This is a genomic window from Mycobacterium sp. OAS707 (genome assembly GCF_014873705.1).
GTDB lineage: Bacteria > Actinomycetota > Actinomycetes > Mycobacteriales > Mycobacteriaceae > Mycobacterium.
Genome location: NZ_JADBDS010000001.1, coordinates 2,145,821 through 2,162,202, shown reverse-complemented (window position 1 = coordinate 2,162,202; position 16,382 = coordinate 2,145,821). Strand labels below are relative to the sequence as shown.

Genomic DNA, 16,382 nt, shown 5'->3' with positions numbered 1-16,382 from the left:
CTCAGGTTGGTGGTGGCGAGCAGGCGGACCGCGCGGGAGCCCTGCAGGTCGCGGTTGAGCTCGAGCAGGTCGGTAGCCGACAGCTCCGCGTTGTCTTACACCTACGTCCCCATTCAGCGTCCGTCCGAAGGCCCCAACACAGGGCACGGCGACGACACCCTCGGCGCGAAGAGGGGCCGTGTCGGCGATGATCTTCGTTGCGACGGTGTCTCCCGCGGGTAGTGGAAGTGTCTCCCGCTCAGAGGGTTACGGACCGCCGCGATGATGTGAGTCCATATGGAAAGCGCTGTCGGCCGGGGCGCGCAAGCGGTCCAGTGACTTGAATCGCCGCCAGGCAGTATCGGTCTGCCGACCGCGATCACATCCCCGCGTGCTTTCTGAGCAAGGTCGATCAAGTCATCTGTGGTTGCGCCGAAGCGTCTGCGCCTTGCGGGCATAGTTGAGCAATGGGAAAATCAGGTCAGCCGGGCGTCTTCCACCAGGCACTCGAACAGCTAGGTGACGAATGGGTATTGCCGTTCGGAAGCTTCGATGAGTACAAGAGGCAAACTGGCTTCTCGAAGGTTGATACCGCGAGTGCAATTTCAATCCAGACTCTGGCGTCGCTTAATCCGGAGCTCCGCGCGCGAGAGGTGATGGTCTTTCGCTATGGGTCGCCTAAAGAGTCGCGAACCACACGGTTCGCGCTCGCGAAGGCAGCTAAGTGGCCGGACGATTACTTCATCCTCGACAGGGACTTCGACGCAGAGCCGCCAATCTTCCTTTCCAAGGCTCCGCTGCGCGAGCTATTCGCTTTTGGACTTCTCAAACCTAGCGAACGCGCGCTTGTGAATGTTGCGCTGACCACCGGTGCTCTTGCGAGTGCGCTCGAAATCGATGACCTCAGCTACGGGCCACCAGGCGCCACCGGGGGCGCCCCCTACAGCTTCCGGTTTCAGCCGCATTCATCGGACGGAGCAATCTTGTCGCATGATTCCGGACAGGTTGAAATTGACTTACTACTAGTCGCAGAACGAAGAGGTTCGGAGGCTGTCTTCGTCATAGAGGCAAAGCGAGATGACTGGAAGTACGGAAATTGGCATTCGAGATCGAGCCTTGCGAAGACAAAGCTGCTCTTCCCTGTGCTCGCGATTGCCCCGCAAGTTCCGTCTACAATGAAAATCGTTCCTGTCTATCTGAAGATTAGCGTCCGCCCAGATGGAGTCGACTTCCATGTTGCAGAATGCGAGGCCTTCACGGGTGGCGAGAACCTTTTACCTTGCGTTGATCAAATGACAGTGGTTCGTCGCAAGTCCCTTCGCCTCCGAGAGCACGCCCTCAAGGCGAACTGGGCAGTCTGAACCCGCTGTAGCACCCGCGACGCCACGACGACGCATTCGTGGCGCTTGGAGGGACGGTGAACCGCCGAAAATATACGCGTCAGGGCATAGATCGGCTACTGCTTCGCGAGCCGCCGGCGGCGAAGCAGTAAGCATATCGACGCGTGCCTATTGCGTAACCCGCTTGTATCCGAGTGACGCTCGTGGCGGCCGATGCTTTGGGTCGGGCCAGAGAGTAGCTAATCTACGTCCAGCCGCCTCGGTCCCCCAGCTATTACTGCTTGAACGGACGACCGTCGGGCAGGCAACCGATCAAAGGAGAGCTTTGCAATCCGATCTTGAAATCTGGACTGTCCTGACCGTGTTTCAGCGGCGCTTTGTCATTGACCCAAAGCCCGGATACCAGCGAAGCGCAGTGTGGGACCGCAGAAAACAGCAGTTACTGATCGACAGCATCCTACGTGGATACGACATCCCAAAGTTCTACCTGCGTTACGTTAAGAATCGAGACCCGTTCGAGTATGAAGTCGTCGATGGTCAGCAGCGGCTGCGCGCCATCTGGAGTTTCTTGAGCGATGAGCTCGAAGTTGGTGAGTTCGACGCGGCGATCGAGTTGCCAGACGGGATTGTGGGTAGGACGTTCTCCGAGCTCAGCGCCGAGCTTCAGGAACAGATCGGTCTCTTTCGGCTCGTATTCAGCGTCTTGGAAACGGACACGCCTCAGGAAGAAGTCCAAGAGCTTTTTCTCCGCCTTCAAGAAGGTGTGAGCTTGAACCCAGCCGAGCGGCGCAACGCGATGGTCGGGCCAGTGCGCGACTTCGTCGCAGGTCTGGCAGAAGAGCACCCTCTCTTTCCCCAGTTGGGCATCACCGAGAAGCGTTTCCTGTGGCACGAACTGGTCGCAATTGCGCTACGGCTCGAGCAGGCGGACGGTCCTACCGACCTCAAAAGTGCGCCCCTTTATCGGATGTATCGTGATGTTGAATTCAAGCCGAACGGGCACGTTGCTGAGGCGGTCCGCCGCAATCTCGATTTGTTCGCCTCGATAGCGAGGTTGAGACGCGGGTCTTTCAAGACACGCTGGGGGTTCGTTGATCTTTACCTCGCCGCCCGGCGCTTAGCCAGGGATGGCATCAACGTCGAGCAGGTCACTGAAGACGTCCTCGACCACCATGTTTCGTTCGAGGATGAACGCTTGCAGGCTGCTGGTGCCTTAGAAGACGCTCTGAGTCAATCGGACGGCGAATACGACCTTGGAGATATGGATCGATACGTCCTCGCGTTTAGGCGAGAGGGCGCGACAAAGGACAACGTGGCTCGTCGGCATGAAATCTATTACGGAAGACTCCGCAAGTATCTACAAGCCCGCGCTGAATCAGAACTACCAATACTCGAGCCGTGACACAGAACGTTACTCCGCTAAGGACGGATTGGGCTTTTTGGGGAAGCGTGGTCAGAGCCGTCATCCAGGCGGCAGCAGCGGCGATCGTGGCGACAGGTCGGTACTGGGATCCCCAAGGAGAAGAGCCTCAACTACTTGTTGGCGCCGCGACTACGCTCGGGCTGCTCCTCGTTTACGAGCCCATTCGTGAACGTCGACGAGCAAAGAAGGCTGGCTACTCGGCGCATCAACTTGACCTTGTGCGAGCGGCTCTCGCTCGGCTTGTCGCCGAAATTCAACATCTAGCTCAAGCGCAAATGAGCGCGATAACAGCGCATATTCACGTGGTCGAGCGACGGTGGCCTTGGACAAGAGCGGATCAAATAAAATTGACCCGAATCGACAGACTCGTCTTCAACGACTCGTTCTCACCCACGGATATAGAATTCGGCCCGTCTAAAGGAGTGATAGGGACCTGCCTCACTTCAAAAAGCACGACAATGGTCTTCATGACTCGCCGAAGTATTGATGCGGATGGTCCCGAGGATTGGGAATTAGTCCCTGATGAGGAACGGATTGGCTTGACGTGGGAAGATCATCGTCAGCTTAAAAATCGCAGATACGGTGGGTTAATCGCCGAGCCGGTGAAAGACAGGCGGGGCAATGTAATCGGTGTCTTGAGTGTTGGTGTGGAGCGGGGCCTCGAGCAGAATCTGGGGACTAGGTCAGTCGCCAAGGCGATGGGGAGCGCGGCGAGCGATTTGAGCCGTGCCCTAATCTGACGCCTCAGTCACCAACTCCTTAACTGATGCATCAGCGCTAGATTGATCTCCCGAGACTTGCCGACCTAGGTGTGCCGACCTGAGAGGTTAGGTACGCGGCTATCGGGTGGTTGACCTCTGAGTGTGGTGTGGCCGCGTGGAGATTGTAGGTGCGGAGCCCTCGAGGAAACTCGTTGCAGTGCTTCGGTAAGGGCGCGAGTAGCCCTACCCGTCGGCAGGTCCGACGAAGTCTTTCGACTTCGCCGTTGGTGAGCCGCGATTGGCCATCCCGGCCGCCCCAACTCGCGGGCCGGCGGGCCCATCGTGGCGCCGTCGGAGCCGACACTTGGAACCGCTCAGGGGCCCACCGAAGCGGCCGTCCGTCCTCGGCAACACAACGCGCGAGCCGCAAGTGACCAGCTTCAGTCAGCAGGGCACTACTGTGGACCACGAAGACCTCCGGAGTATGTGGCATTCCTACAGAGCTCGCACTTCACTCGGAGGTCTTGTTTACGTCACCCGCCACCAACGTCCGTGGTCAGTACAAGTCGTCGGCTTTCGGTGCGGTGATGAGTGATCCCGACTTGGACGGTGCCCGCTGGTTGCGCGCGGCTATTAGCCGAGGGGCCCCGCATTGTCGTACGTATGTGCGAGGGTGGCGACGCCCGCGTGGCGTACAGAATTTTGCCGCCCGAAGAATAGGATCACAGCGATGGTCTACCTCGACTACAACGCATCGACGCCGGTTGACCAGCGTGTTCTCCCGGCGGTTGTCAATGCCCACGAAGCATTCGGGAACCCTGCAAGTACGCATCACCGTGCCGGTCAAGCTGCGGCCGAACTGATTGAGGAGGCCAGGAGTCGCGTGGCTGCACTTCTGGAGCGTCCTGCGCAGGACGTTATCTTCACAAGCGGCGCAACCGAGGGTGCCGTCCTGGCGTTGGTGGGTGTAATGCTGGGCGCTCCACAACGCCCCAACGTGGTCGTCTCCCCTACCGAACACAAAGCGATCGTCGCTGCTACGGAGCTTGCCGCTCGACTGAGCGGTGGCGAAGTTCGTCACGCGCGCGTCGACCGCAATGGGCTTGTCGACCTAGAGCACCTCGAAATCATCGTCGATGACTCGGTGGGCGTTGTTGCGATCATGGCCGCGAATAACGAGACAGGAGTCATCGCACCCGTATCTGAAGTCGCAACCATCGCGCGGCGGCACGGCTCGTTTAACTTCGTGGACGCCACTCAGCTCATTGGCAAGGGTCCACCCACTGAGGTGGCCGAAGCCGCCGACTTGATGGTTTGTAGCAGCCACAAAATTTACGGTCCGAAGGGTGCGGGCGCCATCATCGCGAGCCGGCGCACGCAGAAATCGATGGTTCCCATAGCCTCGGGTGGGGGACAGGAGCGCGGCTTCCGCGGCGGTACCCAGAACACGCCATCAATCGTGGGATTTGGTTTGGCCGCTGAGCTTGCGATGAAGGAACAGGCAAGCGACATGGCTCGTATAGGAGTGTTAGCTAATGAGCTGTTAGTTCAACTCACAAGCGAAGTCGATGACGTGCACGTGAACGGCGCTGGGGCTGAACGGCTTTCGAACACACTGAATCTTCGGTTCATTGGTGCAGATGCCGAGGCTGTCATGGCTTCCATGCCGGATGTACTCGTGTCGGCCGGCAGTGCCTGCCAATCGGCAGTCACGACGCCGTCGCATGTGCTGCTAGCGATGGGCATAAGTGAAGAGGCAGCTTCTGAATCGCTTCGCATCTCACTCGGCAGACCGACCACGCGGGAAGACGTCCAAGCCGCCGCTCGCTCGATAGCGGCGGCGGTTACTCGCGTTCGCGAACTTACCTCAGACTAGAAGGGCCGCACTATGACGCTAGAGCAGGCGGCGACCCCAATGTTCGCCAATCATCAGACATTCCATCCGCGATTCGGATGGATCAAGAAGGGTTACGACGCCGCGGTGCGTAACCCGAACGTCTTCAACGAGAAATCCGCGCCAGTTGATCTCGGCGTGGGTAAGAATATGGTGGAGGCGATCCGCTTCTGGGCGCTAGCGACTAAGGTCATTGCCCGCCGCCCTCATCCTGACCGCCCGCGGACGTCTGTTTACACTCCGACGCGTATTGGGCGAGCATTACTTGACGACAGAGACGGTCTCGATCCGTTCATCGAGGATCCCGCGACTCTATGGATGCTTCATTGGCACGCGATCTCCCAGACGTCGATTCTGCCCGTCTGGCGATTAGTGTTCAACGACTTTGGCGCACTGGAGTTCACAGACGAGGACCTGCTTCAATACTGCTTAGGTGAAATTGCTGCTACCACTTGGTCACAGCCGATGAAGAGCAGCATCCAGAAGGACGTCGACTGCCTGCTCCGTATGTATTCGCGTCGCGAGACACAGGGCCGCCAAACGCTGGATGATCTTCTCGACTCACCGTTTCGCGAGTTGGGCCTCGTACGCCCTTCCCACGGGACGAAAAAGAACACGTACCGGATGATTAGAGGCAGCAAGCCGACGCTTCCCGCTGCGGCCATCACCTACGCGTGCCTCGACTACCTGAGTAAGGGAGTCGAGGGAAGTAAAACTGTGACGCTCACTCGCCTTGCCACGGACCCGGGAGCTCCCGGCCGCATCATGAAAGTAGCCGAACAAGACATCGCAGAAGCGATCGAGGACAGCGCTGCTGTTGTAGGCCATCTTCGCTTGATGAGGCCGGCAGGTTCGCGGCAACTCGCGATCAGTGCGCCGGTCAATGACGTGGCTTTTGAACTGCTGGCTGCGAGAAGCGCCCAGCGTAGCGCCGACGTCCCAACGTTCGATGACTGGGCGCTCGTAGGCCGCGACGCCACAACAGCGTGCCTTTCCGACGTCGAAGTAGAGGGTGTACTTCGCAAAGTAGAGCGATCACGAGCACGGATGGGCGGAGACGCGGCGTGACAAGAACTCTCGCAGATCACGTAAAGACGAGTAGTAGATTCAACAGGTCTGCAAACGTCGAACGCGACCATGGTGGCGCGGCGATCGATGGGTACGTGCCGACTGGCCGCGCACTCGATGTTATCTCGCGTATCGCCGGCGGCCTCATCGATCCCGCAGCAGGCCGGGCGTTTTCAATCACAGGGCCACACGGAGGCGGAAAGTCTTCCCTAGCTGTGTTCCTGGATGGCCTGCTCGCTAAGTCGACGACACCGGAATTTAAGCGGGCGCACGCGATCTTGGAGAGCGTAGATCGCTCCGTTGACGACCGACTGCGCGCAGGGATGCGATCCGTCAATGGCGGAAGGGCAGGCTTCATACGGGCGTACGCGACCGCACGAACTGAACCGGTAGCCGCAACCATCGCCCGAGCATTGCATGACGGCGCCAACCGTCAGCTCGGTGAAGCGCAGGCGATCGTGCCTGCCAAGTTCGCATCGCCAAAGCGCACAGCGACTGCCGCCGAAATCCGGCGTTGCGTCCAGGAGCTCACGCCGTGCCATCCGGTCCTCCTCGTAATTGACGAGTTCGGTAAGAATCTGGAGTATTTCGCAGCTTCCGGAGCCGATGGCGACCCATATCTTCTACAAGAATTAGCTGAGATGACCCAAGGCGACGGCGCCGCGCCGCTGGTCATCGTTACGATGCAGCACTTGTCATTCGATGAATACGTACAAGGTACCTCGACAGCCCGCCGCCGCGAGTGGTCAAAGGTGCAGGGCCGCTTTCAAGATATTCCCTACATAGAAACGCCCGCGCAGTCTCGACGCCTTATTGCATCGGTGCTGGATCAAGACAAAGCGTTACGGCGTGCTGCGGATCAATGGGTAGCTGACCACCGACAATCGTTGGAAACGCAGGGTTTACGTGATATCGCGGACGATGCGGCGGCCGCGATGCCGTTGCACCCAATAGCGCTCGCAGTTCTTCCGGAGCTATGCAGTAGATATGGCCAGAACGAGCGCACACTCTTCTCGTTCCTCACAGGCGCAGAGCCATCCGCGTTACCTCAGTATCTCGCGAACACTGGTTGGGATTCGAAGTCACCGCTTCCTCTGGCGGGTGCCGACCTGCTGTATGACTACTTCCTAGAATCGTCAGGCAGCACGATCGGCGTTGCCGACGGTGCTAGTCGCTGGATAGAGATTGAGACGCGTATCCGTGACACGGCGGGGTTGCCACCGGGACAACTGAAGGCACTCAAGACAATTGGATTGTTAAATCTCGTTGCGAGCGGCGGGCGCATTAGGGCCTCGCGCGCACTGTTAGAACTCGCGCTCGAATCCGACCCTGACTGCGGTACCGGCCTCGGTGGCATCCTCACACCACTGATCGATGCAGGACTGATTACTTATCGAGCGTTCTCTGATGAATACCGAATCTGGCAAGGCTCCGACTACAACCTGCGCCATGTGGTCGAGAATGCGAGGAGGTTCTACGAGGATGTCGACCTCGTCGACCTCCTTCGGGACGCATCCAGCCTCGAGCCGATCGTCGCGGGACGCCACAGCCAGCGCACGGGAGTGCTGAGGGTTTTTGCACGAGAATTCAGTGATCAACCCACTGACGCCAACGGTGTGCTCGATCCCGCCTGGGATGGAATCGTCTACTACACAACAGATGCACATCTGGACCCCGCGTCAGCTCCGGGCCTCGTCGATGGGCGCCCCGCCGTTTACGTAGTGCCACAGGATGTGTCGAGGGTTCGCGAGGCTGCGGTCGACGCAGCGGCGCTGAAATCGGCCCTGGAGAGTGCCGAACTCGAAGGCGCCGACTGGGTTGCACGTAGTGAGCTCGTGGAGCGTGTGTCGGGTGCTCAGCAGAGGTTACAGTCTGTCATCGCTGAGACTTGGAGCAGCGGGGCAGGTTGGTTCGTCGCAGGCACAGCTGAATCGCTTGATCCGCGGCCCGGACTTTCAGCACTTCTCTCCGCGATAGCGGATCGCGCTTACCCAGACACTCCTCACATTGCCAACGAGATGATCGCCCGCCGCGAGTTGACTAGTCAGGGGGCGAAGGCCCGTCGGTTCCTTACCGACGCGCTGCTATCGCATCAGGAGTCGGAAGCATTTGGGATCGACGGGTACGGGCCCGATCGCGCTATTTATGAAGCCATTTTCCGGAAGACCGGAATGCATCGCAGGACCGATGGGCCGGCGTGGGCCCTGCGCCCACCGACTGACCGAAGTTGGAAACCGGTTTGGTCACTGATGAACTCAGAGTTCGACCGTGCCGTGGACGATCGCCTTAGCCTCGCGGATATCGGTATTCGATTGATGCGACCTCCGGTTGGTTTGAAAGACGGCATCGTCCCTCTGCTGCTTATCGCCGGTCTCGTGTCTAGGAGCGACGAGATCGCGGTTTACGAGCATGGCAGCCTAGTCCTATCGATAGATGATGCCGTTGCGGAGCGACTGACCAAGAACCTCGGGCATTTCTCCATCAAGAACACTGAGACACGTAGCGGTAAGAGGTCTGTCGCTATTACCAGCCTCGTAGGTCGCATGGGCATTACCAATCCGAACCGCGCGGGTACTCCGACGTTCTTGAACGTCGCGACGGCGCTTTACCGGGAACTGCGGGTACTGCCGCCTTACGTCCAGAAGACCATGCGCGGGCTCTCTCCGGAAGCAATCGCGGTCCGAGATGCGTTCCACTTAGCGACAGAGCCCGACGTCCTTCTATTCGAGACGCTGCCCAGTATCTTCGGGTCTGCGCCCATCTCTGGACGCGGACGGCCGGACGCCAAGGTCGCCGACAAGTTCGCGGAACGTCTGGCGGAAGCGATCCGCGAGTTGCGTGAGTGCTATCCACAACTCATCAACTCAGTGCAGCAGCAGCTTGCAGATGCGACCTCGACTTTTGGGCGGCTACCGCAGCTCCGGCAGGCTTTGGCGGCCGATGCGACCCGATTGGAAGGTCATGTGCTCGAGCCACGGCTAAAAGCGTTCGTTGGTGCGCTCGCACGTCCGCTTGACGATCAAGCCTGGCTGGAGAACGTGGCAATGGTGGTTTCCGAAGGTCAGGCACCGCGCGTGTGGACTGACGATATCGCTGGTCGCTTCCCGTTACGAATCGCCGAACTAGGAGGCGCCTTGCGGCGTACGTCGGCGTTGCTCCACGAGCGGCTTGCCGGGAACGTGAACAATGCATATTCGGCGAGCAGGATGACACTTACACGTCCCGACGGCACGGAGTCCATTGAGCTCCTGGTCCTAACTGAACCTGAGAAAGCCGCAATCGAACCCCACTTCGCGCGTTTGCTCGATAGTTTGATGAAAGGCGGTGTGTCGAGAGCCGCAGCTTGTCGGATGCTGATGGCAAGGTTGGCCGTAGAACACGACGCGGGCCAGCCGTCCGACGCCCAGAACGTTGCCAGTAAGGACCAAAAATATGCCTGAGGCCATCCGTCACATCTGCGGAATCAGTGGAGGTAAGGACTCTAGTGCGCTAGCGGTGTACATGCGGCACCGGGTACCGGAGATGGAGTACTTCTTTTGCGACACCGGAGCTGAGCTGCCGGAGACTTACGAGTACCTAGATCGCCTTGAAACTGCGCTGGGCAAGCCGATAGCCCGGCTCAACCCCCGAAAGGGCTTCGACCACTGGTTCGATGTCTATCGGGGAACTTTGCCCTCCCCTCAGATGCGCTGGTGCACGAAGAAAATGAAGATCGAGCCGTTAGAAGAGTGGATCGGAGACGACCAAGCCGTTTCTTACGTTGCGATCAGGGCAGACGAATCTGGGCGCAAGGGCTATGTGAGCACGAAGCCGAACATTCGCACAGTCCTGCCGTTCGTCGAGGACGGCGTCGACCACGACGGGGTGCTGCGAATCCTTGATCAGGCCGGTATCGGGCTGCCGAAGTACTACGAGTGGCGCACAAGGTCAGGGTGCTACTTCTGCTTTTATCAGCGCAAAGCCGAGTGGGTGGGGCTGGCTGATCGACATCCGGAGTTACTGCGACGGGCGATTGCCATCGAAGCGAAGGTTCGTCAAGATGCCGGCGCCGACGGTGACGCGTCATTCGGCGAATACGCGATGAAGGGTCGCCAATACACCTGGTCGGGAGGTGAGTCGCTGCCGGAGCTAGTCGCTCGCAGGGAAGAGATCCTTGTTCGACACGAAGAGGCACAAGAACAGGCGAAGAAGCGTAAGAAGAATCGGTCGGTTTGGGAGGTTCTCGGAGACGCGCTTGATGATGACGACGATTCGATGCAATGCTCGGTTTGCGCGCTTTAGTCGGATGCGATCGCGAGTCTCCTCCGTGTGGTGAGAAAACCGCAGTCAAGGTTCTCTGATGTCCACGTACAGAAGCCACCAACATACCTTATGGCAGAGCGAATCAGGCGCCGAGTTATTAGACCTGTACAACGGCGCCGAACCTCTCTCGGTATTGCTTCCTAAAAGCGCCGCAGTTTATATGTGGAAACTTTCGCTAACTCCAGGGATTCTGCAGAAGACCGACCCAGATGAGTACACAACATGGCTTGATAGCCTTTGCAGTTTACCGCTCGGCAGAATCGTAGATTCGCAGCTGTCACATTACCTTCGGCTATCGAAAGTCGAAATCCGTGGCCGGGGCCTTCCGGAGCAAAAAAAGCAATTCTTTCGTAAATTCTTATCTCCACCGTCTGCTCGAAAGTGGATGACGGAATATATAAGCGAGCTCAGCGGCCAGCTTCCCGCCTTGTACGTAGGGGAGACTGAAAACCTACAACAGCGGGTTACACAGCACCTCTCGGGAGACAGTCAATTCGGTGCCCAGGTACGAGAGATACCTGAATTAAATTGGAACATGATGCGCCTCTATTTCGTCAAAATCGACAATAAAGACGCTGATTTTGCTGCTGTCGCACGTAGGTCACTCGAATATTTGACATCTACGCTAACGATAGCCGGCTTCACAACACGGCCAGGATAGGGAGGAAAGCGTGAAAGCACATTCTACAATTAAAGACGTGTCCGCTACGAAGAATTTCGACTTTTTGTATGGGAGCTTCAGGCTTTCGAAGTGGGAAATTCCGTACTTTGCAACCACGGTAAGCTTGAAGGACGCCGCGGCAGACCTGAGACTTACCTCGGAGATTCCGGGGGCAGAGAATATCGAATGGAGCCTCAACGAGCTGTACCAGCGTGATATCGACTGGCCACGAGTCGAGCGACAGATAGTGCCTTATCTCCGAAACTCAGAGATACCGCAATTCTTCAACTCGATCACCATTGCGCTCTTACCTTACGACACTATGCGAGGTCGGCTGGCCGACAAGTTTGATAGTAATATCGAGTGGAATCCCCCAGAGCTAGCAAACGAAGAAACCTTTGAAAAAATAATTGAAGTCGGGCCGATCAAGATCGGGACATGGAACTCCTGGAATTCTCCGTCTGACGATGAGTTTCGCAGCGGACGAATTCGGTGGAACACTGACGAAGTATTCGGAGTGGCAATCGATGGGCAACATCGCCTAGCCGCGATTAAATCGTACGTGCAGGGAGCCGCGTCGGTGGCGAACATTCAAGGGTCTCGGATTCCAGTGATCTTCTTGCTGTTCGACGAGCAGGTAGGTTACCGGGGTCCTGTCGACCCACCGACGGTTGAGCTCCTCCGCGCGCTGTTCATCGACTTGAACAAGCACGCCCAGACGGTCAAGCGCGGTAGGCAGATTCTCCTCGACGATCGGGATCCTCACGCCGTCTGCGTCCGCACGCTGATAGCTGAGCGTTTGAGTGATCACGCCGACAGCCTGCACGGGGCCCCTCCCCGCCTGCCGCTGTCGCTCGTTGATTGGCATTCTGAGCAGGCTAAATTCGACGTCGGGCCCTATCTCAGCACGGTGCTCGGGCTGGACTGGATTGTTATTCGTGCACTCGACACAAAACCGATTTCCGATTGGACCGACTACAACGCTATCGCTAGGCAGATAACAAAGATTGAAAGCCGTACGGGAATAAGCCTAGCATCCGCGCGCGGCAGGTTAACCGAGCTGCAGAATCTTCAGGTGAGTTCATTCTCTTATCTAGAACCCGATCTTGATGCGATTCGGACCGCATTTGGTGAAGTCTGGCGGAAGCCGATCATCAAGTTGCTGACTGAGTTTCAGCCGTATGCGGACCTCATCGCGCAGCGGGTTGAGGACGGCTCATTTTCTATGCAATACCAGCAGTGGTACCAGCTATATGAGGCAAGCCAAAAGGAGGGCCTTACCGGCGGGCATGCAACTACTGAGTACGGGCAATTCTTGCAACGCGCGGCGCTAGACGACAATACCCCCAAGGGCGAAGGCGATTTTCTGAAGGTTCTCAAGGCGCAAAATGTCGCCAAGGCAGATGGTGGATTGGCCTTCAACGTTGTTTTTCAGCGGGCGATGGTAGAGGGCTTCCTCGAGTACTCCCAATTTGGCGAGGCCGCCGTCAATGAACTGGCGCTCGAGGACGAGGGTGACGATATTGACTTCGGCGATCTCGCGTTCCAGGAAGACTCAGAAGCCGATGATTCTTATGCTAGTGAATTTGAAGCGGAGAGTGCGAGGGAGGCTATCGCTGATCAAAGCGAGGCTTCCGCCCAGAAGGCTGAGCATGCCTTGAAGGCTCAGTACGAATTGCGCTCCGCCGAGTACATTACGGCCCTTAATCGGTTCCTGGCGGGACTTCCTGAATTACTAAACGTTCAAGCTGACTTCGAAGTTGCTGAAGAAAGTCCGGCCAAATTCTGGCTTGGCTCCTTCTGGAAAGCCGAAGGAGGGATTGACTTTACACAGGGGGCATCGACTCGGGCGAAGGATATCCTTTTTATTGTCGCCGCCATGTGCTTGTACGACGACATGCGCGAACCGGCTGAGGAATCAGAGTTCGACGAGTTCTGGTCCACCTGTCAAGATCCTTCGTCTGGCGCCGTATGTCGCAAAGTAGGCCGTGTACTGAAGCGAATGACAAATACCGACGCTTCACTTGGGGGCCGAATCCTACGTTCACAGGGCTACAGCCACGATCCGGATGCAGCAATGGTCGAGGTTTATAACCGCCTTCTGTTCGTGTGGGAAGGTATAGGTTTGTAGCATGCCGCCAGCGGATTCGGCGGGTGTCCTTCGTCGCGCGCTGTCAAGACACTTCGCCATGGAATCGTCGCCGTGGGATGAAGGTTTTTTCGATGAGGAAGATAGTGCGGATGTCGCTACGGTTGGAACTCACTCCCTGGATCTCGTCCGGTCGTCTCTGCGGCCACGATTGTTCGACTATCAGCGTGATCTGGTAACGAAGTTCGTCGCTTGTATCGAAAGTGGAAGGTCCGGTTTGCTATCGCTTCCGACGGGAGGCGGGAAGACCCGTACGGCTGTCGTCGCTTGTCTAGATTCGTTCTCGCGGAACATAATTCACAATGCAATCTGGCTAGCTCCGACGCGGGAACTAGTCGAGCAAGCGCAGCTGACCTTCGTCGATATGTGGAAGGCGATTGGTGGATGCCCTGATATTCGTATTGACCGGGGGTTTCGGATGTCGAGGGAGTTGAGTGTATGTGTCACAACGCCTCAGGAAGTCTACGCGCGGTTGCAGAAGGAAACGAATTTGGGAGCTTGGGATGCTGTGATCTTCGATGAAGCTCACCAGCTAGGCGCACGCACATATGAGCAGTCGGTTCGTGCGCTGTGTTCCCAACATACGGGCTATCGATCGCAGCCAACAGGACTCATCGGCCTCTCGGCAACCCCTGGGCGAACGGCGGAAGATGAAACAAGCCGACTCGTCGATTTTTTCGGCGGCCACTTGATAACAAGCTCAACGCTGGGTGCCAATCCGGTCCTGACACTTCAACGGCGGGGGGTGCTCGCTCGACTCGAATTCCGCAGCCTCACGAAACGGGAGATCCCCGTGGCGGACGAAGTTTCGCGTTTGCGCATTGCAATCACAGCTTGCCAGCAGTTCGCGATGCACGGAAGGCGTGTGATGGTCTTTACACAGTCAGTCGAGGGCGCTGAATGCCTTGCGGCCGCCTTGTGGGGTCTCGAGGTTCCTGCTGCGAGCGTGAGTTCAAAGCTGCCGGCGCAGAGACGGTTTTCAATACTCGCAGCGTTCGGAGAAGGGCGTATCCAGGTGTTGGCGAACCAGCGGCTGCTCGCAACAGGATACGACTGCCCTGCGGTATCAGATGTCTTACTACTCGGGCCGGTCGGAAGTCCGATATTGTTCGAGCAAATGGTGGGGCGAGCTGCAAGGGGACCGAAGACAGGCGGATCAGCTCTGGCGCGCGTCTGGGACTTTGACGATCATCTAGCTAAGTATGGCATCCCGTCTTCCTACTATCGCTATCGTGACTATGACTGGTCGCGAAACTGAGGCGACGGACAGCGTGGCTGACGAGCGGACCGTTGCTGCAGGTCGCGTGTTCTGGCCGTCAGAAGTCGACGGCCGCGGAACATGACGCCGCCGCGGGAGCCCGACTGGGGAAGCCGCCGACATCGCACAGCAATCGGACGGGGCGATCTTTCGATGCCGGTTCGGCAAAGTCTTCGCGATCACATAATTCGACCGGAGCTCTCGGTACTCGATTACGGTTGCGGTCGTGGTCAGGACGTAAATCGCTTAGGGCGCATGGGAATTGCTGTCAGAGGCTGGGATCCATACTTTGCAGCCGACACACCCCTTGAGAAGCGCGATGTCGTACTGCTGACGTACGTCTTAAACGTTATCGAAGACTCGATAGAACGCCGCGCGACCCTCGAAAGGGCTTGGAGCCTAGCTGAGGGCGCAATAGTGGTATCGAGCCGGCTGCAGTGGGAAGTCAACTCGCTGAACGGGACTACGTCAGGCGATGGAATTCTCACTAGCCGCAACACTTTCCAGCATTTCTACAGCCCGCGTGAGCTGCGGCAAGTAGTTGAGGAAGTGACAGGTCGCAGATGTGTGTCTCCCGTCCCAGGCGTCGTCTACGCCTTCCGTAATGACGAAGACAGGTTCGCTTATCTCGCTCGCGGTACTATTGCTGATTATGAGTGGGCGAGGAGCCAGGATTACTCAGCGGCGGTAGCCGAGGTCGTCTCGTTCACTGAGAAGCGAGGCAGGCCCCCCTTGTTCGAGGAGATTCCAGCGGAACTGCTTCCGCTCCTTGGCACGCTCTCGCGTCGGACAATACTCGACCTAGTGAATAAGGGTGCCTCCCCCGAACGGGTTGCCGAAGGCTTCAAACGCACTACGCTCGACACGTTGCTGTACTTGGGAACATCAATCTTCAATGGACGCGCGTCCTTCAATGCTCTTCCGCTCGGTGTGCAAGCGGATATTAAATCCTGTTTCAAGAGTTATCGGGAGGCATGCGCAAGAGCTGACCGCCTGCTGTCAAAGATCAGGGATGACAAGTATATCCGTGGGGCAATGCAGAACTCGCCCGGAAAGCTGACAGCTACGGCGCTGTATGTTCATCGGCGCGCAGTTCCGAAAGTGCCTGTAGTGCTGCGGCTGTACGAGCACTGCGGATTTGTAGCAGCGGGACGTCCCGATGGATGGAACATACTCAAGCTTGACCATCGAGGTCGCCGTGTCTCGTGGTCCTCGTATCCGGACTTCGATAAGCACCCGCATCCCACGTTAGATTGGACGTATGGCGTTGATATGACGTCGCTTAACTCAAATTTCCAGCGATTCGGTGATCGATCCAACCGGCCTCTGCTGCATCGCAAAGAAGAGTTCCTCGCGCCCGAAGATCCAGACTTAGCCAAATACCGCCGTCTGACGGCCGCAGAGGTGCGCGCTGGATTGTATTTGAATCCCAACATGATTGGGCTCGAGGATGGATGGAATGCGGAACTGAAGAGATGTGGAGTAACGCTGCGTGGACATCGTCTCGTAAAGGCGTCGAGCTAGGCAAGCGCTGTACGTGTTAAATGCGGGTTAGGGACGCTTCTGACGCTGGTTGCATGTGTCAAACGTGGAACAGCGAAGGGAAG

Annotated in this window: 10 protein-coding genes; all 10 read left to right on the top strand. The window is 57.7% G+C overall.

The features are described from left to right. The first annotated feature begins 446 nt into the window (after window positions 1-446). A complete protein-coding gene (locus GGC64_RS10665; protein ID WP_192722321.1) occupies window positions 447-1,340 on the top strand; it encodes a hypothetical protein in 894 nt (297 codons plus the stop codon). Window positions 1,341-1,644: 304 nt separating this feature from the next. Beyond that, the gene (locus tag GGC64_RS10660; RefSeq protein WP_192722320.1) at window positions 1,645-2,721 is read left to right on the top strand and encodes a DUF262 domain-containing protein; all 1,077 of its coding nucleotides are present in this window, start codon (window positions 1,645-1,647) and stop codon (window positions 2,719-2,721) included. Window positions 2,722-4,173: 1,452 nt separating this feature from the next. Next, on the top strand, window positions 4,174-5,319 hold the full coding sequence (locus GGC64_RS10650) for a cysteine desulfurase family protein (RefSeq protein ID WP_192722319.1): 1,146 nt from the start codon (window positions 4,174-4,176) through the stop codon (window positions 5,317-5,319). Between the two features lie 12 nt (window positions 5,320-5,331). Continuing rightward, the gene (locus GGC64_RS10645) at window positions 5,332-6,405 is read left to right on the top strand and encodes a DUF4007 family protein (RefSeq protein WP_192722318.1); all 1,074 of its coding nucleotides are present in this window, start codon (window positions 5,332-5,334) and stop codon (window positions 6,403-6,405) included. Window positions 6,406-6,863: 458 nt separating this feature from the next. After that, a complete protein-coding gene (locus GGC64_RS10640; RefSeq protein ID WP_370582050.1) occupies window positions 6,864-9,845 on the top strand; it encodes a hypothetical protein in 2,982 nt (993 codons plus the stop codon). Continuing rightward, window positions 9,838-10,686, top strand: coding sequence for a phosphoadenosine phosphosulfate reductase family protein (locus GGC64_RS10635; protein ID WP_192722316.1), 849 nt, complete (start codon window positions 9,838-9,840; stop codon window positions 10,684-10,686). Before GGC64_RS10640 ends, GGC64_RS10635 begins: the two co-directional genes overlap by 8 nt. 58 nt (window positions 10,687-10,744) lie before the next feature. Beyond that, window positions 10,745-11,368: a GIY-YIG nuclease family protein gene (locus GGC64_RS10630; protein WP_192722315.1), complete on the top strand. Its 624-nt coding sequence runs from the start codon at window positions 10,745-10,747 to the stop codon at window positions 11,366-11,368. 37 nt (window positions 11,369-11,405) lie between these two features. After that, window positions 11,406-13,499: a DNA sulfur modification protein DndB gene (locus GGC64_RS10625; protein ID WP_192722314.1), complete on the top strand. Its 2,094-nt coding sequence runs from the start codon at window positions 11,406-11,408 to the stop codon at window positions 13,497-13,499. Between the two features lies 1 nt (window position 13,500). Next, window positions 13,501-14,775 (top strand): DEAD/DEAH box helicase, encoded by a 1,275-nt coding sequence (locus tag GGC64_RS10620; protein WP_192722313.1) that lies wholly within the window; start codon window positions 13,501-13,503, stop codon window positions 14,773-14,775. A gap of 81 nt (window positions 14,776-14,856) precedes the next feature. Further along, on the top strand, window positions 14,857-16,299 hold the full coding sequence (locus tag GGC64_RS10615; protein ID WP_192722312.1) for a DNA phosphorothioation-associated putative methyltransferase: 1,443 nt from the start codon (window positions 14,857-14,859) through the stop codon (window positions 16,297-16,299). The last annotated feature ends 83 nt before the right edge of the window (window positions 16,300-16,382 follow it).